Annotated in this window: 15 protein-coding genes; 5 read left to right on the forward strand and 10 right to left on the reverse strand. The window is 63.9% G+C overall.

The features are described 5' to 3' along the window. Positions 1 to 11: 11 nt before the first annotated feature. The gene (locus ACIPZF_RS02480) at positions 12 to 917 is read right to left on the reverse strand and encodes an AraC family transcriptional regulator N-terminal domain-containing protein (RefSeq protein WP_400794876.1); all 906 of its coding nucleotides are present in this window, start codon (positions 915 to 917) and stop codon (positions 12 to 14) included. A 180-nt stretch (positions 918 to 1,097) separates the two neighbouring features. On the opposite strand from ACIPZF_RS02480, the gene calA reads away from it, so the two are divergent. Together calA and ACIPZF_RS02490 are read left to right on the forward strand one after the other, a co-directional pair. After that, positions 1,098 to 2,150, forward strand: coding sequence for a vanillin reductase (calA, locus tag ACIPZF_RS02485; RefSeq protein WP_400794878.1), 1,053 nt, complete (start codon positions 1,098 to 1,100; stop codon positions 2,148 to 2,150). 165 nt (positions 2,151 to 2,315) lie between these two features. Then, positions 2,316 to 3,515: a sugar transporter gene (locus ACIPZF_RS02490; RefSeq protein WP_400794880.1), complete on the forward strand. Its 1,200-nt coding sequence runs from the start codon at positions 2,316 to 2,318 to the stop codon at positions 3,513 to 3,515. A 139-nt stretch (positions 3,516 to 3,654) separates the two neighbouring features. Here the strand turns inward: ACIPZF_RS02490 and ACIPZF_RS02495 are convergent, their stop codons facing one another. Genes ACIPZF_RS02495 through ACIPZF_RS02505 form a run of 3 tightly spaced genes read right to left on the reverse strand, consistent with a single transcriptional unit; the run spans position 3,655 to position 6,078 of the window. Continuing rightward, entirely contained in the window at positions 3,655 to 4,239 is a 585-nt protein-coding gene (locus ACIPZF_RS02495) for a LysE family translocator (RefSeq protein WP_400794882.1), read from the reverse strand. Positions 4,240 to 4,289: 50 nt separating this feature from the next. After that, a complete protein-coding gene (locus ACIPZF_RS02500; protein ID WP_400794884.1) occupies positions 4,290 to 5,120 on the reverse strand; it encodes an AraC family ligand binding domain-containing protein in 831 nt (276 codons plus the stop codon). A gap of 58 nt (positions 5,121 to 5,178) precedes the next feature. Continuing rightward, positions 5,179 to 6,078 (reverse strand): LysR substrate-binding domain-containing protein, encoded by a 900-nt coding sequence (locus ACIPZF_RS02505; protein WP_400794886.1) that lies wholly within the window; start codon positions 6,076 to 6,078, stop codon positions 5,179 to 5,181. Positions 6,079 to 6,181: 103 nt separating this feature from the next. On the opposite strand from ACIPZF_RS02505, the gene nfsB reads away from it, so the two are divergent. Further along, positions 6,182 to 6,835, forward strand: a complete 654-nt coding sequence (nfsB, locus tag ACIPZF_RS02510; RefSeq protein ID WP_400794888.1) for an oxygen-insensitive NAD(P)H nitroreductase — start codon at positions 6,182 to 6,184, stop codon at positions 6,833 to 6,835. Positions 6,836 to 6,858: 23 nt separating this feature from the next. Here nfsB and ACIPZF_RS02515 read toward each other — a convergent pair whose 3' ends face one another. Together ACIPZF_RS02515 and ACIPZF_RS02520 are read right to left on the reverse strand one after the other, a co-directional pair. Beyond that, positions 6,859 to 8,013 carry a cysteine desulfurase family protein gene (locus ACIPZF_RS02515; protein WP_400794890.1) on the reverse strand — a complete coding sequence of 385 codons (1,155 nt, stop codon included), beginning with the start codon at positions 8,011 to 8,013 and terminating at the stop codon, positions 6,859 to 6,861. A 154-nt stretch (positions 8,014 to 8,167) separates the two neighbouring features. Next, positions 8,168 to 9,094: a LysR family transcriptional regulator gene (locus ACIPZF_RS02520; protein WP_400794892.1), complete on the reverse strand. Its 927-nt coding sequence runs from the start codon at positions 9,092 to 9,094 to the stop codon at positions 8,168 to 8,170. Between the two features lie 139 nt (positions 9,095 to 9,233). Here ACIPZF_RS02520 and ACIPZF_RS02525 point away from each other — a divergent pair, with 139 nt between their 5' ends. Further along, complete coding sequence (locus ACIPZF_RS02525; protein ID WP_400794894.1) at positions 9,234 to 10,463, forward strand: acyl-CoA dehydrogenase; 1,230 nt, start codon at positions 9,234 to 9,236, stop codon at positions 10,461 to 10,463. A gap of 153 nt (positions 10,464 to 10,616) precedes the next feature. Here ACIPZF_RS02525 and ACIPZF_RS02530 read toward each other — a convergent pair whose 3' ends face one another. Further along, positions 10,617 to 11,618 carry a TerC family protein gene (locus ACIPZF_RS02530; protein ID WP_400794895.1) on the reverse strand — a complete coding sequence of 334 codons (1,002 nt, stop codon included), beginning with the start codon at positions 11,616 to 11,618 and terminating at the stop codon, positions 10,617 to 10,619. Positions 11,619 to 11,778: 160 nt separating this feature from the next. Beyond that, positions 11,779 to 13,086, reverse strand: a complete 1,308-nt coding sequence (locus tag ACIPZF_RS02535; RefSeq protein WP_400794897.1) for a substrate-binding domain-containing protein — start codon at positions 13,084 to 13,086, stop codon at positions 11,779 to 11,781. A gap of 404 nt (positions 13,087 to 13,490) precedes the next feature. Between ACIPZF_RS02535 and ACIPZF_RS02540 the strand changes: the two genes are divergently transcribed. Further along, positions 13,491 to 13,769 carry a hypothetical protein gene (locus ACIPZF_RS02540; RefSeq protein ID WP_400795020.1) on the forward strand — a complete coding sequence of 93 codons (279 nt, stop codon included), beginning with the start codon at positions 13,491 to 13,493 and terminating at the stop codon, positions 13,767 to 13,769. A gap of 144 nt (positions 13,770 to 13,913) precedes the next feature. On the opposite strand, the gene mrdA is transcribed toward ACIPZF_RS02540, so the two are convergent. Both mrdA and ACIPZF_RS02550 read right to left on the reverse strand, forming a co-directional pair. After that, positions 13,914 to 15,806: a penicillin-binding protein 2 gene (gene mrdA, locus ACIPZF_RS02545; RefSeq protein ID WP_400794899.1), complete on the reverse strand. Its 1,893-nt coding sequence runs from the start codon at positions 15,804 to 15,806 to the stop codon at positions 13,914 to 13,916. 209 nt (positions 15,807 to 16,015) lie between these two features. Then, positions 16,016 to 17,524 (reverse strand): TolC family protein, encoded by a 1,509-nt coding sequence (locus ACIPZF_RS02550; protein ID WP_400794900.1) that lies wholly within the window; start codon positions 17,522 to 17,524, stop codon positions 16,016 to 16,018. Between the last annotated feature and the right edge of the window lie 9 nt (positions 17,525 to 17,533).

A 17,533-nucleotide genomic window follows, 5' to 3' on the forward strand; every position in this document is an offset into this window, starting at 1 on the left:
AGCAGCCCCCATCACACAGGCAAACTCTGATACGGCAGTTCATCCCCCGGGCTGCGGGCAAACTGGCGCTTGTATTCGCGGCTGAACTGCGAAGTGCTCTGATAGCCCACCCGGTGCGCCGCCTGCGCCACGCCCAGCCCTTCGCCAATCAGCATCTGCTGCGCCTTGAGCAACCGCAGGCGCTTGAGGTATTGCATTGGCGCCATGTCGGTGCAGCGCTTGAAGTGTTCGTGGAAGGTCGACACGCTCATGTTCGCGCACGCGGCCAACGCCTCCACGCTCAGCGGTTCGCTGTAGTGCTCGCGCAGATGGGCGAGGGCGGCGCCGATGCGGGCGAAATGCCCCTGCTGTTCGACCAGCGCCCGCAGCACGCCGGCCTGCGGACCGCGCAGCGCGGTGTACAAGACCTCGCGGACTCGCGCAGGGCCCAGCACCTTGGCGTCGACCGGGTCCTGCAGGCAATGCAGCAGGCGTTCTACGGCATCGCGCATCGGCCCATCGAGCGCCGCCGAGGTCATCGATTGCGGCGTCTGCGCCTGCACCCCCGCGTCGGGTGCCAACGCCATGCTCTGCACCAACTCACCGAGCACGCCGCGGTCGATGTCCACCGCCACGCCCAGCAACGGTTCGTCGGGCGTGGCGAAGGTTTCGCACATGAACGGCACCGACAGTGCCTGCACCAGGTAATGCCCGGCACCGTACTCCAGGGTTCGCGGCCCCAGGCGCGCAAGCTTGCTGCCCTGGGCCAGGATCATCAGGCTCGGTTCGTAGATCTGCGGGCTGCTGGCCACATAGTGATCCCAGCTCAAGACCTGCACCTGAGGCAGGTGCGTGGGGACGAAGCCTGGGCGAGTGGCAAGGCTGCGGATCAGCGTGCACAGCGGGGCGTTGGCGTCGACGTGGCGGGTCAGTTGCATGATGAACCAGGGCAGAGAATCAGACAGTCGCATCATCGCAGATTGGCAAGCCAGCGCTAGATGGAGCAGTGAAGGTCCGGAGGATCAGGCATGCATACCGGAGAATCTGCCGTGGGCACGGCAGGCACGGGCGCGCAGAATGCGCCGCCTGAATCGTTTCACTTCTTCGCGAGGTCCCGCATGTATACCGCCATCGGTTACGCCGCCCAAACCCCAACCAGCCCGCTGGCCCCCATGACTTTCGAGCGCCGCAGCCCGCGCCCGGACGATGTCGCCATCGAGATCCTCTACTGCGGCGTATGCCACTCCGACATCCATCAGGCCCGCAACGAGTGGGGCATTGCCGTGTACCCGCTGATGCCTGGCCACGAGATCATCGGCCGTGTCACTGCAGTGGGCGACAAGGTTTCGGCGCACAAGGTCGGCGACCTGGTCGGTGTTGGCTGCATGGTCGACTCCTGCCGCCACTGCGAAGCCTGCGCCAAGGACCTGGAGCAGTACTGCCTGGAAGGCCCTACCATGACCTACGCCACCCCTGACCGGGTCGACGGCAGCAACACCCTGGGTGGTTATTCCAGCAGCATCGTGGTCAGCGAGCACTTCGTGGTGCGCATCCCTGCAGGCATGGACCTGCCCAGCGCAGCACCCATTCTCTGCGCCGGTATCACCACCTACTCGCCGCTCAAGCACCATGGCGTCGGCCCCGGCCACAAGATCGGCATTCTCGGCATGGGTGGCCTGGGCCACATGGGCATCAAGCTGGCCAAGGCGCTTGGCGCCGAGGTGACCTTGTTCACCCGCTCCCAGGCCAAGGCCGAAGAAGCCCGCCGGCAGGGCGCTGACCATGTGATCGTGTCCACCGATGCCGAGCAGATGCGCGCGGCCGCCGGCCACTTCGACTTCTTGCTCGACACCATTCCGGTGCAGCACGACCTCAATCCGTACCTGGAAACGCTGAAGTTCGACGGTGTTCACATTCTGGTGGGCCTGATCGAGCCGATCGACCCGGCCGTGCACGCCGCCAACCTGGTGATGAAGCGCCGAGTGCTGGCCGGTTCGTTGATCGGCGGCATCGCCGAGACTCAGGAAGTACTGGATTTCTGCGCCGAGCACGACATCCGCTGCGACATCGAGATGCTCGATATCCGTAACATCAACCAGGCCTACGAGCGCATGATCGCCGGAGATGTGAAGTACCGCTTCGTGATCGACATGGCCACACTGCAAGGTTGATCGCTGGCTGCGCTGACGTAGCAGGCATCGTGGCTTGTGAGGCGGGATATGGACGCGTACCATGCCGGCATTCCCTCCAATAACAAACCCGTGCCTCAGCGCGGCCGCTACTTGGCCCCTGACGCGCGTCCTTTCGCCTTGCCTGCGGAGAACAGACAACCACCCATGAACGGACCCATCCCCACCGACCTGCCGCCGGCTACGGGCGGCGGCAGCTGGCTGAGCGTGATCGCTTTGGCCCTGGCGGCCTTCATCTTCAACACCACGGAGTTCGTGCCGGTGGCGCTGCTCAGCGACATCGGCAGCAGCTTCGACATGACCACCGCGCAGGTCGGCCTGATGCTGACCATCTATGCCTGGGTGGTGGCGCTGGCTTCGCTGCCGATGATGCTGCTGACGCGCAACATCGAGCGGCGGCGCCTGCTGTTGTTCGTGTTCCTGGTGTTCATTGTCAGCCACCTGCTGTCGTGGCTGTCGCAGAGCTTTGCCATGCTGTTGGTGAGCCGTATCGGCATCGCCCTGTCGCATGCCGTGTTCTGGGCCATCACCGCTTCGCTGGCGGTACGCGTGGCACCGCCGGGTCAGCAGGCCAAGGCCCTGGGTTTGCTGGCGACCGGTACTACCTTGGCGATGGTCCTCGGCATCCCGCTGGGACGGGTGGTGGGCGAGGCGCTGGGTTGGCGGGTGACCTTCCTCAGCATTGCCGGGGTGGCGTTGGCCACCATGCTGTGCCTGATGAAATCGCTGCCGCTGCTGCCCAGCCAGAACTCAGGCTCGCTGCGCAGCCTGCCGATCCTGTTCAAGCGCCCGGCGCTGGTGATCACCTATGTGCTGGTGACGCTGGTGATCACCGCGCAGTTCACCGCCTACAGCTACATCGAGCCGTTCGCCCTGCATGTGGCGCAGATCGGTGGCGAGCGCACCACGCTGTTGCTGCTGCTGTTCGGCGGCGCCGGTGTGTTTGGTTCGCTGCTGTTCAGCCGTTACAGCGACCGCTTCCCGCATGGCTTCCTGGTTGGCTCGATCGGCCTGCTGGCGGCTTGCTTGCTGTTGCTGCTGCCGCTGTCGGGTAACTTCTACCTGTTCGCTGCGCTGAGCATGTTCTGGGGCGTTGCGATCCTCAGCTTCAGCCTGTCGCTGCAGTCCAAGACCCTGAAGCTGGCTTCCGATGCCACGGACGTGGCCATGGCGCTGTTTTCGGGGATCTACAACATCGGCATCGGTGGCGGGGCGCTGCTGGGGAGTATCGTCAGCAGCCAGATGGGTGTGGCCGATATCGGCATGGTTGGCGGGAGCGTGGCGGTGGTCGGTTTGCTGCTGGCCATGGCCAGCACCCGGCGGTTTCGCGACGCCTTGAAAGGGTGATGGTCAGCACCGGCCCCTTCGCGGGGCAAGCCGGATCGCCGGACCGCCGCCCCCACAGGATTTCCACATTCCTCAAGGGCAGAGTGATTCTGTGGGAGCGGGCTTGCCCCGCGAAAGGGCCGGCACAGCCACATCCATTTCAGCCAAGCAGCGCCGCCCAGGCCGACACCAGTAACAACCCCGCCAAGCCCCGGTTGAACCACAGCAACCGCCCCGGCGCCTGCAGCCAGCGCGCACTGCCCACCCCCAGCAACGCCCAGGCCGTCATGCAAGGCAGGGCGATCAACAGAAACACCAGCGCCAACTGCCATACCGGCAGCTGGGGTGCCGCAAACACGCCAATCACCGCCACCGCCATCATCCACACTTTCGGGTTCACCACCTGCAACGACGCTGCACTGAGCGCACCAAATGGTCTGGCTGCGCTGACGTCCAACGGCTGCCCTGCGCTGCGCAGGATGCGCCATGCCAGCCAGCTCAGCCACAGCACTCCGGTCCAGCTCATCAGCTGCTGGGCCAGTGGGTGACGCAATAGCAACTCACCCAGCCCCAACCCCACCAGCAGCACGACCGCCGCCGCTGCGCCACAGCCTGCCAGGATCGGCGCCAGGCAGGCGCGCATGCCGTTGCGTGCGCCGTGGCCAAGGATCAACAGATTGGTCGGCCCCGGGCTGATGCTGGCGACCAGGGCAAAGAGGATGAAGGGCAACAACGCGTGTGACATGCTGAGCGGCTCCGAGTGAACAGAGCACCATGCTCAATCATTGCTGCGTCTCAGTCTGGAAGGTTTGTGCAGCGGCGCCGATAGTCCGCTGGCGTCAGCTGGTACGCACGGCGGAACCAGCGGCCCAGGTGGCTCTGGTCAGCAAAGCCCAGGGCCATTGCCACCTCGGTCGGTGTCTGGCCCTGGGCAAGCAGGCGCCGTGCACGGGCCAGGCGCAGCTGGATCAGATAGGCGTGCGGCGCCAGGCCGAAGGCGGCCTTGAACGCCCGGGTCAGGCGGAAACGGTCGATGCCGCAGGCGTGCGCCAGGTCATCGAGGCCGATGTCCTGGTCCAGATGGGCATGCAGGTAATCGCGCGCACGCTGCGCGGTCAGTGGCAGGCGCGGGTCGGGGTTGAGGCGCTTGCGCCAGTGCAGATGGCCGGTCAGGCAGCTGAGCAGGTCGTCGGTGGCGGTTTGCCGGACTATGCGCAGTTCTGCGCCATGCACGCCCTGGAATGCCCGCGCGGTGGCACCGACCAGGCGCGGGTCATGGCACAGCGGGTCGGCAATGCTCGGCAGGCTGTCGCTGGGTGCCTGCTCGAACAGTGCGCGCAATTCGGCTTCCAGCCACGTTGGCTCAAGGTACAGCGTGGAATAGGTGAAGCCTTCTTCGGTCGGCGCGTGGCCGTTGTGAATGTCACCGGGTTCGAGCAAGAAAACATGCCCGGGCGTGCTGCGGTGACGCACCCGGCGGCAATCGAACTGCTGCACCCCCTGTTCGGTGTAGCCGACCAGAAAACTGTCGTGCCAGTGCGGGTCGTAGGCGTGGCCGACGAAATGCGCGCGGACCGACTCGATGCCGGTGTCGGCGTCTTGCTTGAGGTCGATCCAGTTGGGCATGGCGAGGTAACTACAGAGGGGCAGGGCAGTTCACCTTACCCCAGACGCAATCGCCGGTTTAGAACATTTGTGCAGGCTGCAGCGCCGCGAAGTGCTCGCGCAGGCACTGGTGAAGCTGCGTCACGGCAGGCGACAGCTGTTTGCGATGCGGGCATACCAGGGTCACGGGGGTGGACTCGCCCTGGTGCTCCGGCAGCAGCACTTCGAGCTCGCCGGCAGCGATGTTGGCGCTGACGTCCAGCCACGACTTGTAGACGATGCCTTCGCCTTCCAGCGCCCAGCGGCGCACCACGTCGGCATCGTCGCTGACCAACGGCCCGCGCACCTGCACGGTGCGGTTGCCAAGTTGCCATTTGTCGTACACACGGTTGTGCTGCAGGTACAGCAGGCAGTCGTGTTGCTGCAACTCTTCGGGGGCGCGCGGGCGGCCGTGCCGGGCCAGGTAGCTGGGGGACGCCACCAGCACCCGCCGGTTCCAGGGCGCCAGCGGCAAGGCAATGTAGTTGGCGTCCTGGTTCAAGCCATAGCGGATGGCGACGTCCACCGGGTCGCGGCTGAAGTCGGCCATCTGATCGGAGAGGAAGAAGCGCAGGTTCAGCGCTGGGTGCTGACGACGAAATGCGCTCAGCCAGGGCAGCAGCAGATTGCGGCCGATGTCCGAGGGTGCCGACACCTGCAGCACCCCACGCAAGGTGCTGTGGCTGCCGTGCAACTGATCATGCCCCTGGCGCAAGGTCGCCAATACGTGCTGGGCGGTGGGCAGGTACAGCTCGCCTTCGGCGGTCAGGCGCAAACTGCGGGTAGTGCGGGCGAAAAGGCGCACGTCGAGCTCGCGTTCCAGGCGCTTGATCGCAGCAGCCACTTGGCCAGGCAGCAAATCGGCTTCGTGTGCAGCGGCGGTGAAGCTGCCCAACGCGCTGCTGCGGACGAACAGTTCCAAATCGGAGATGCGCAGCATTTTCACTCCAACGATGAAAGTGTTGCTGCATTTTGCCGGTTTTTCTTGTTTGCAGGAAAGATACTATGCACCCACATCCCGTTCCGCCTATTGGAGTTGCAGCATGGATACCGTTTCCCTGGCTAAGCGCCGTTACACCACCAAGGCCTACGATGCCGCCCGCAAGATCCCCCAGGCCACCGTCGATGCCTTGCTCGAGCAGTTACGCCACAGCCCGTCCTCGGTCAACTCGCAGCCGTGGCATTTCGTCGTTGCCGACAGCGCCGAAGGCAAGGCGCGCCTGGCCAAGAGCACGGCCGAAGGCTACGCCTACAACACGCCGAAGATCCTCGATGCCTCTCATGTGATCGTGTTCTGCACCCGCACCGAGATGAGCGAAGCGCACCTGGACGCGGTGCTCGATCAGGAAGCGGCAGATGGACGTTTCCGCGATGATCAGGCCCGCGCCGGGCAGAATCAGAGCCGTCGTCACTATGTGAACCTGCACCGCTTCGACCAGAAAGACCTGCAGCACTGGATGGAGAAGCAGACCTACCTGGCCCTGGGCACCGCGCTGCTCGGCGCTGCGGCTCATGGTCTGGACGCAACGCCGATCGAGGGTTTTGACAGCAAGATCATGGACGCCGAGCTGGGCTTGCGCGAGCAGGGTTACAGCAGTGTGGTGGTGCTGTGCCTGGGTTATCGCAGCGAGGCGGACTTCAACGCCGGGCTGAACAAGTCGCGCTTGCCGGCTTCAAAGGTGTTCACCTTCCTTTAAGCAAGCTGCTGCCTGAGACGGTTTCACCACAGCGCGATCGACGCCGCCGCCACCACCCGGCCAAACACCTCGATCGCCTTGTCCACCTCGGCTTCGCTGGTAAACCGTCCAATACTCACCCGCACGCTCTTGCGCGCCCGTTGCTCATCCAGTCCCAAGGCCAGCAGCACATGCGAGGCCGCGTTGCTTGCCGAGTTGCACGCCGAGGTGGTCGATAACGCAAGCTCCGTGGCCAACGTCGCGCTGTTGAAGCCTGGAGCTTCGATGCACAGGTTCAGGGTGTGCGGGATGCGCTGGGTGGCGCAGCCGTTAAGGCTCACGCCGGGCAGCGCCACCAGCCCTTCGCGCAAGTGCCCGGCGAGCTGCTCGATGCGCCGGTGTTCGCTGTCACCAGGCTGGCCGGCGAGAGCGAAGGCGCTGCCCATGCCGACGATCTGATGGGTCGGCAGCGTTCCGGAGCGCAGCCCGCGTTCATGGCCGCCACCGTGAATCTGCGCACGCATCAGCTCGCGGGCGCGCGGGCCGACGTACAGCGCGCCGATGCCTTTGGGGCCATACACCTTGTGTGCCGAGAACGACATCAGGTCGACCGCCATGGCCCGCAAGTCGATGGCCAGTTTGCCCACTGCCTGGGCTGCATCCACGTGCAACAGGGCGCCGTGGGCGCGCACCCGCTCGCCGATGGCGGCAAAATCGGTGATGGTGCCCAGCTCGTTGTTGACAGCCATCAGTGAGACCAGGCGTGTGTCGGCGCGTAATGCGGCCTGCACCTGGTCGGGCTGGATCAGGCCGGCGGCATCCGGTGCCAGGCGAGTTACGGACCAGCCCAGGCGTTCCAGCTCGTTGACGGTGTCGAGCACCGCTTTGTGCTCCAGCTGGCTGGTGATCAAGTGGCCCGACTGGCCGAGCCCCTGGGCGATGCCTTTGAGTGCGAGGTTGTTGGACTCGGTTGCGCCCGAGGTCCACACCAGGTCATCGGCTGCGGCACCGACCCGCTCAGCCACTTTCTGACGGGCTTGTTCGACGACGTTGCGGGCATTCTGGCCGTAGGCGTGGCCCGATGAGGCGGGGTTGCCGAAGTTGTCCTGGCGCCCAAGGCAGGTGAGCATGGTTTCGATGACTCGGTCATCGACCGGTGTGGTGGCGGCGTAGTCGAAATAGAGCGGGGCGCTTTGCATGCAGGCAGGTCCTGGAGTGTCACCGTGGCTCGGCGATCGATGCAGATAGCGTACCCGCGTGGGCGAAGAAGATTTTCGCCCTTTTATTCAACGTAGCTTATCGGCGGAGATAATTTTTTCTCTTGAGGCCATTAAGGAGAAAATCATTCTCACATCAAGCAGGTTGAAGCGGCCGTTCTTCTTCGGCCACCACTCGCTCACACAACTCGATGATCTGTTCGCGCATCCAGCGGTTGGCTGGGTCCTGGTCGGTGCTTTCGTGCCAATACAGATGGGTTTCCAATGGCGGTACGTCCACTGGCAGCGGCTGATAACGCAGCTGATGGCGACGGGCGAAGCGTTCAGGAACGGTCATGGTCATATCCGTCTGCTGCAGCACTTGCGAGGCCATCAGGTAATGCTGCGAACGCAGCGCGACCTTGCGTTGCACGCCCATTTTGCCCAGTGCCAGGTCGACGTAGCCCAAGCCGTTGCGGCGGCTGGAAATATGGATATGGGTCATGCCAAGGTAGCTGTCGAGGGTCAGTTTGGCCTCGGCCAGCGGATGACCCTGGCGTAGGGCGCAAACGTAGCGGTCCTGCATCAGCTTGACGTGACGCACTTGCGGGTCGGTGTTCAGGGGTGCATCTACGGCAAAGTCCAGGCGCCCGGCAGCCAGCTCCTTGGTAGTCTCGCGGCGCTTGCACAAAAAGCTTTCGATCAGCACCGCCGGAGCCAGGCGGCGCAGGCGCTGGAACAGCGGCGGCAGGATGACCGCCTCGGTGAGGTCGGTCATGCTGATACGGAAGGTCTTGTTGGCCTGCTGCGGGTTGAAGATGCGGCTCTCCTGCACCGAGGTGCGCAGCAGCGCCAGGGCGTTGCGCACCGGGCCGATGATGTTTTGCGCCATGGGCGTCGGCACCATGCCCTGGGCGGTGCGCACGAACAGCGGGTCATTGAAGGTTTCGCGCAAGCGCGACAGCGCGTTGGACACCGCCGGCTGAGTGATGCCGACGATCTGCCCGGCACGTGTCAGGTTGGCTTCGGTGTAGATTGCATCGAAGACGATGAACAGGTTGAGGTCGACCTTGCTGAGGTTCATGCGCGCCGCTCTTTGTTGGAATTATTGCCCGATCATATATCGGTTATGAATGTTTATACACGCGGAAAATAGACTAGGTAGATTGAGGCGCGCTGCTCTAGGCTCTGCCCATGTACTTCGAACCGTGAAGGTAGCCCCGATGGATTTCGCCTATTCGCCCAAGGTCCAGGCACTGCGCGAGCGCGTCACCGCGTTCATGGACACTTATGTATATCCCGCCGAGCCGGTGTTCGAGCGCCAGGTTGCCGAGGGCGACCGCTGGCAGCCCACCGCGATCATGGAAGAGCTCAAGGCCAAAGCCCGCGCCGAGGGCCTGTGGAACCTGTTCTTGCCGGAGTCGGAATACGGCGCCGGCCTGACCAATCTGGAATATGCGCCACTGGCCGAGATCATGGGCCGTTCGCTGCTGGGACCGGAGCCGTTCAATTGCTCGGCGCCGGACACCGGCAACATGGAGGTGCTGGTGCGCTATGGCAGCGAGGCGCAGAAGCGCCAGTGGCTGGAACCGCTGCTGCGGGGCGAAATCCGCTCGGCGTTCGCCATGACCGAACCGGACGTGGCCTCTTCGGATGCCACCAACATGGCAGCCACCGCCGTGCGTGACGGTGACGAGTGGGTCATCAACGGCCGCAAGTGGTGGACCTCCGGCGCCTGCGACCCGCGATGCAAGGTAATGATCTTCATGGGCCTCTCAGACCCGGAAGGCCCGCGCCACCAGCAGCACTCGATGGTGCTGGTGCCGACTGACGCGCCGGGGGTGAAGATCGTCCGGCCATTGCCGGTGTTCGGCTACGACGACGCCCCACATGGCCATGCTGAAGTACTGTTCGAGAATGTGCGTGTGCCCTACGACAACGTGATCCTCGGCGAAGGTCGTGGCTTCGAGATCGCCCAGGGGCGCCTTGGCCCAGGGCGCATCCATCACTGCATGCGTTCGGTGGGCATGGCTGAACGGGCGCTGGAGTTGATGTGCAAACGCTCTGTCGAGCGCACTGCCTTCGGTAAGCCGTTGGCGCGCCTGGGCGGCAACGTCGACAAGATCGCCGACTCGCGCATGGAAATCGACATGGCCCGGCTGCTGACCCTGAAGGCCGCTTACATGATGGACACGGTGGGCAATAAGGTTGCCCGCAGCGAGATAGCACAGATCAAGGTCGTCGCGCCGAACGTGGCCCTGAAGGTGATCGACCGGGCCATTCAGATACACGGCGGGGCAGGGGTGAGCGGCGATTTCCCGCTGGCGTACATGTACGCCATGCAGCGCACTCTGCGGTTGGCCGATGGGCCGGATGAGGTGCACCGCGCGGCGATTGGCAAGTATGAGATCGGCAAGTATGTGCCGGTGGAGATGTTGCGTAGCAGCAGGTGATATTTTCATGTACTGGCCTCTTCGCGGGGCAAGCCGGATCGCCGGACCGCCGCTCCCACAGGTTTTCCACTGAGCCTGAGGGCAGTGGCGAACCTGTGGGAGCGGCGGTCCGGCGATCCGGCTTGCCCGCGAAGAGGCCAGCACAGAAAAACTTCATACTTTCACTTGGGGCACTTTTTCCTTCTGCCCCCGGGTCTTGATCAGCGAAACCACCACCCCACCCAGCAACAACCCGAACGTAACACCGAGCGACAGCAATGCCGGCACCTTGCCCACCATCCCGTGGTAGAAGATCTTGCATCCAATGAAGATGAGCACCAGCGCCAACGCATACTTGAGATACACAAACCGGTGCATCAACGCCGACAAGGCAAAGTACAGCGAGCGCAGCCCCAGAATGGCAAAGATGTTCGACGTATAAACAATGAACGGATCCTGGGTAATGGCAAAGATCGCCGGCACGCTATCGACCGCAAACACCAGATCTGCCAGTTCGATCAGCACCAGCGCCAGGAACAGCGGCGTGGCGTAACGCAATGCCTTGCTTTCGCCCGGCGGGGTCAGGCGAACGAAGAAGTGCGATCCATGAATCTGATCGGTCACGCGCATGTGCCGCCTGACGAATTTCAGCACCGGGTTGTTGGCCAGGTCCACGTGGCTGTCCTCCTTCGACAGCGCCATCTTCACCCCGGTAAACAGCAGGAATGCGCCAAAGATGTACAACACCCATTCGAAGTTCTGCACCAGTGTCGCACCCACGCCGATCATGATCGCGCGCAGGAACACCACGCCGAGGATGCCCCAGAACAGTACGCGGTGCTGGTAGCGGCGGGGGATGGCGAAGAAGCCGAAAATCATCGCCATGACGAACACGTTGTCCATCGACAACGATTGCTCGACCAGGAACCCGGTATAGAACTCCAGCGCCGATTGTGCACCAAGCTCGTACCACACCCACGCCCCAAACAGCACGCCCACGCTGAAATAGCCCGAGTACAGCAGCAGGCTTTCGCGCATTTCGATTTCGCGGTCCTGGCGGTGCAGCACCCCCAGGTCGAGGACCAGCAAGCCGATGACGATGGCCATGAAAACCAGCCACAACCAGGTGCTGGTGCCGAGGAATGGTTGGGTGAGGAATGTGTGTAGAGCCGTCATGAGCCCCTCCTTGATTGTCGACGTTGCATGGCAACAGTGATCCGACATGGCGGCGCAGTCGCCGTCAGAGGGGCCCGGTATCACATGGGCTTGAGCCTAGACCTGTTTGCGGGTGATGCCGAATGGTGAGCTGTTACATTTCTTTGCCAGGAGACGAGGATCAGTAAACCCACACTTCCACACGCCGGTTACGCAACCGCCCTTGTTCCAGATCGTTGCCCGCAACCGGCAATTCATCGCCCATGCCCGTTACTTCCAGTACTTCAACCCCATCGCGGGCCAGCTCTCGGCGTACCGCCTGGGCCCGCAAACGCGAGAGCAGGGCGGCGCGGCCTGGTGTTTCCTTGGGATCGCCAAAGCCCACCAGCACCGCCTTGCTCTGCAGTTTGCCTGCCTGGCGCAGGTAGTCGGCGACCCGCTGCACATCGCGTAACGCTTTGTTGTCGAGGCTGGCGCTGCCTTCCTGGAAGCGGAAGTTGACGCTCAGACGCTGCGCCTGCTGTGCCAGGTTGCGGTAGCGCGGTGGCATGTCGGCTTGTGCCGGTACGGACAGCGACTTGACCTGCTGCGAAACAAAACCCTGCTCGGCGACGATGGCCTGGCCGGCCGGGCTCTGGGCAAATTCAGCCAGGGCCTTGGCCTGGGGCTTGGGATTGGCGGGCAAGTAGAAGTACAGCCGGCGTGACAGCGGGTAGTCCTCGCTGGCCACCAGCGAGCGGTCCGGTAGCATGGCCGGTGCATCGCCTTCTGCAATCGCCAGTACCTTGGCCCCGTGCACGGCGGCCAGGCTGCTGAAACCAATGGCCTGGCGATCGGCGCTGACGCGTTCGGCCAGCGTATCGCTGGATTCGTAGCGCAGGGCGCGCTTGGCCAATTCGCCATGGTGCGGTTCGAGCACCAGCGCCTTGAAGGTTTCGAAGGTGCCGGAGCGGTCGTCGCGGGTATAAAGATGGATCGCGCCACCCGCCACACCCAGTTGCTCCCAGCGTTCGATCTGCCCGGAGAAGATCTGCGCCAGTTGTGCGGTGGTCAGCTGTGGCAAAGGGTTGTCGGGGTGGACGATCACCGCCACGCCATCCAGGCCGATGACCTGCTCGGCACTGGCTGCGCGAAGGTCTCCCAGCGCCTTGAGCTGGCGCACTTCGGCATCGCTGATGGGGCGGGAGGCGGCGGCCAGGTCGGCCTCGCCACGGCCCAGAGCGGCAAAACCGGTGCTTGATCCGTGCGCGGCAATGTCGATGCGCAGCGCCTGGCCATCCGCGCTGCGGGCGTTGATCACGGTTTCATTCTCAACTGCCCCTGGCAGCTGCTCGATGGCCGTTGCCTGCTGTGCCCACAACTGGCCCTGCACCAGGGCCGGCAACAGGGAGGCGCCGATGGTGTTGGAGCCTTGCACGCGCAGGTGCACCGGCTCGGCCATGGCCTTCAGGGGGAGCAGGGGAAGCAGCAAGAGCAGCAGGCGGAGCATGCTGGGCGACCTTTGACATAGAGTTGCCCGGCAGATTACGACGGTAGCGTGACCGAAATGTGACGTTAAGGCGGTGGGTCCTGCTTTGGATTCAGATGTTTCCTACAACGTAGGGGTGGAGGAATCAGGTCTCGGGAAATACCCTACGTTGCCTGTCGACAGGCGTCTGATTGTTCCGGGAAACGCCACCCTCTAGGCTTTTCGGGTCGCTGAGGGTTCAGCGATCGGGTGTGGAAACCCGAACAATCTTCAAGATGTCTGCCGTTATGGCAGCTGTGCGCGGGAGGCCGTGAGGCCTACCGGGGTTCCTTGAAGACCGGTTTTCCACCCCGCGTACAGTTGCCGCCCTTCGTGTGGAAACGGCGGTGGCAGCTCCTTAATCCTCAAGGAATTGCTATGAAAAAATCGTCCCCGATCCACCTCATTCCTTCGAACTGCCTCCCGGCAAATCCCTCTCCCGCGCCATCGGCGAAAAGATCGTGCCGATGGAAAACGTTCTGCTCAATGTCTCCCATTACCTGATGTTCGCTTACAGCGACAGTCGTCGTGCCCTTGAGCGTATCGAAGATGAAGAAGCGCGGCAGTTGTTGATGCATGGTCTGCGAGCGATGCAGATTGCTTGGGGCCAGGCGGATGCGCTGGCATTGGCAGTGGAGCGCACGAGTCAGCATCCAGAGCATTGATGCACGATTCCTGTGGGAGCGGGCTTGTCCCGCGAAAGCAGGCACCGCGCTGGATGGCACGGGCTTGGCCCGTGATCGCGGGGCAAGCCCGCTCCCACAGGAAGCATGCAGCTTTCTAAATTTGAGCAAGGATTGGTGTACAGCCTAGATATGCGGAACGGGTTTAGCCTGCGCGCCACCGGCATACTCAGGTTTCAGGTGCCCTTGCTCATCCAGCAAGTAAGCATCCATCACCTCACGCACCACGGGCCCTGCCACGCGGCCACCGGCCTCGCCGTTCTCGATCATCACCGCCACCACCACGCTGGGGTGGTCGGCGGGGGCGAAGCCGACGAACAGGGCGTTGTCGCGGTGGCGCTCGAGGGTCTTGTTGCGGTTGTAGCGCTCGCCTTGCTTGATCCCCACCACCTGCGCCGTGCCGCTCTTGCCGGCGATGCGGTACTGGGCGCCCGCGGCGGCGGCGCGGGCGATGCCGCGCGGGTCGTGCATGACCATCTGCATGCCTTGGTTCACCTGGTCCCAGGCGTGCCGGTCGTGCAGCACGATGTCGGGCATCGGGTTAGGGTCGACCGGGGTTTCGCCGCCCACGCTCATGGCCAGGTGCGGGCGGTGCCACACGCCTTTACTGGCCAGCAGGCTGGTGGCCTGGGCCAGCTGCAGCGGGGTGACCTGCATGTAGCCCTGGCCGATGCCGAGGATCAGCGTTTCGCCGGGGAACCAGGCCTGGCGGCGGGTGGCGCGCTTCCACTGGGCTGAAGGCATGAGCCCGGCGGCCTCTTCGTTCATGTCCAGCGAGACCTTCTGGCCGAGGCCGAATTCGGCCATGTAGTCGTGCAGGCGGTCGATGCCGAGCTTGTGCGCCAGGTCGTAGAAGTAGGTGTCGTTGGAACGCATGATGGCGGTGTACATGTCCACCCAGCCATCGCCGCTGCGGTTCCAGTTGCGGTACTTGTGGTCGTAGTTGGGCAGCTCGTAGTAACCCGGGTCGAACACCCGGTTGCCAGGGGTGATCACGCCGCTGTCGAGGCCGGCGATGGCCACTTCCGGCTTGACCGTCGAACCCGGTGCATACAGCCCGCGCAGCACGCGGTTGAACAGCGGCCGGTCGATCGAGTCGCGCAGGGCGGCGTACTGCTTGAAGCTGATGCCTTTGACGAACAGGTTGGGGTCGAAGCTGGGATTGCTGACCATCGCCAGCACATCGCCATTGGCCGGGTCGAGCACCACCACCGAACCCCGGCGGTCGCCCAGGGCCTTCTCGGCGGCCACTTGCAGGTGGCTGTCGATGCTGAGGATGATGTCCTTGCCGGGGATCGGCGCCTGGTGGTTGAGCACGCGCATCACCCGGCCCTGGGCGTTGGTCTCGACTTCTTCGTAGCCCACATGGCCGTGCAGCTGGGCTTCGTAGAAGTGTTCGATGCCGGTCTTGCCGATCGACTGGGTGCCGCGGTATTCGGTGCTGTCGAGGGTCTTGGCTTCTTTCTCGTTGATGCGCCCGACATAGCCGACCGAGTGGGCGAAGTGTTCGGCCATGGGGTATTCGCGGATGAACTGCGGCTCGACGTCGAGGCCGGGCAGGCGGAACTGGTTGACCGCCACCAGGGCGATCTGCTCCTCGTTCAGGCCGACCATCAGGGTCACCGGCTCGAACGGCTTGCGGCCGCGGCGCAGGTCCTTGTCGAACTGCTTGCGCTCGTCTTCGCCCAGGTTCAGCACTTGCGCCAGGGTGTCGAGCACTTTGGCCGAGTCACCGGCGCGCTCGCGGGTCATGGTCAGGTCGAAGCTGGGCTTGTTGTCGGCCAGCACCACGCCGTTGCGGTCGTAGATCAGCCCGCGCTCGGGGGCGATGGGCAGCACGTGCACGCGGTTGTTTTCCGACACCGCCGTCTGCTGGTCGTGTTGCAGCACCTGCAGCACGTAGAGTCGGCCGACCAGGACGGCAACCAGGCTGAAGACCAGGGCAGCGCAGGCCAGCAGCCGGCGGTTGACCAAGGTCTTTTCCTTTTCGTGGTCCTTGAGGGGGATCGGTTGGGGCATGGGCAGCTCTGAAGGGGCGGTAGGGTCCTTGTGGGAGCGGGCTTGCCCCGCGAATGGGCCGCACAGCGGCCCCAAGGGCCGGCGATGCTACGCAACCTGGCCCGCCCCCTCAAGGCAAGTGCTGGGTGATGAGCCGCAGCATTTGCCCTTCACCCCGTCATCACGGCGTTCACAGCCATCATGAAGATTTGTTCATGCGCAGGTAGGGGCTACTTGCCCGCCGCCAGCAAGTTGTCCTGGGTCTGTTTCTCCACAGTATTCTGTATTTCCCGCGCCAGGGTCTTCACGTCGTGCTGCCCGATCTCCTTGGGCATGACCTGGAAGCCGATCGAATTGTAGAGCCGGCCCCAAGCGGCCTGAGCGTCGGAGTAGGCAGCTTCGCGCTGGTAACGCGACAGCAGCAGGCGGCCTTCGGCGCGGATCAGCTCCAGCTCGCTGCCCAGCGCTGCGTTGCGCGAGGACTGGGCGTAGCTGAGCAGGCTCTGGTCCACGCGCAGGCTTTCGTCGGCAAACTCCACCTCCTGGCGCGCCAGCTGGTAGCGCAGCAGGCCGACGCGGACCTGGGTGAGGATCGCCATCGACAGCGCGGTGCGACGCATGTCGTCGGTTTTTTCCTGGCTTTTTTCCGCTGCGGCGATGTCCGGGTACTGCAACAGGCGCAGCAGGTTCATCGAGACATTGATGCCAGTCTGGTTCCAGTCGCTGTTGTACAGGTACTTGTTGGAATCGTACTCATAGCCGTAGTTGAAGCTCACGTTCGGCCACAACTGGGCCTTGGCGATTTTCAGGTCGTTCATGCTCACGCGTTTGCGGTACCACTCTTCCATGACTTCCGGGCGCCGTTCCAGTGAAAGGCGCTCCAGTTGTTCGACGTTACTGGTCAACAGTGGCAGCGGCTGTTCGCTGGTGTCGGCCAGCACCATGCGGGTGTTGGGCGGCAGCGACATCAGGGCGGCCAGTTCGGCGCGGGCGAACTCCAGGTCCTGGCGGCGCACGGTGAGCATGTAGACCGAGTCGAGCAGCGCACGTTGGTAGGCGAGGATGTCCTGGCGCGGCAGCAGGCCTTTGCCTTCGGCTTCACGGGCGGCGGTCAGGGCGCGGTGTGTGCGCATCAGCAGGCCGTCCACTTCGGGCAGCAGGCGCTGGGCGCCGAGCGCGCGCCAGTAGGCGTTGCGCACGTCTTGCAGGACATTCTGCGCGACCTTCTCGCGGCGCTCCTCGGCCATCAGGATCTGGTCGTTCTTTTGCTGCGTGCGGAAGTAGGCGACCCCGAAGTCCAGCAGGCTCCACGACAGCCCCAGGCTGTACAGGGTGCGGTAGCGCTCCTCGGAGGTGGACGGGCGCAAGCTGACCTGGCGGTCCTCGATGCCGATCGAGGTGCCGCCGGAATCGTTGTTGCGCCCGGCATAGCCGGCCGAGGCCACCAGGCGCGGCAGCATCTCGTGGCTGGAGACATCGCGCAGGTCCGAAGCCAGGGCGCTTTCCAGCAGCTTCAGGCGGTAGTCGAGGTTGTACTTCAGGGCGCGCGCCGAGGCTTCGTAGAAGGTGATCGGCCCGTTGACCGGCTCCTGCTCCTTGTACATGCGCGCCTGGTCTTCGACCACCCGCTGGCGCATCTCGTCCTCGGTAAACGGCTTGGGCTGGAAGGCCGAGCAGGCGCTGAGCAGGACGCTGACAGCCGTGAAGGTGCTGAGGGTCTTAAAGGTCGATACTGACATAGGCAGTCC

Origin of the sequence: Pseudomonas sp. NPDC089752, from assembly GCF_044748725.1 — a bacterium.
Taxonomy (GTDB): Bacteria; Pseudomonadota; Gammaproteobacteria; order Pseudomonadales; family Pseudomonadaceae; genus Aquipseudomonas.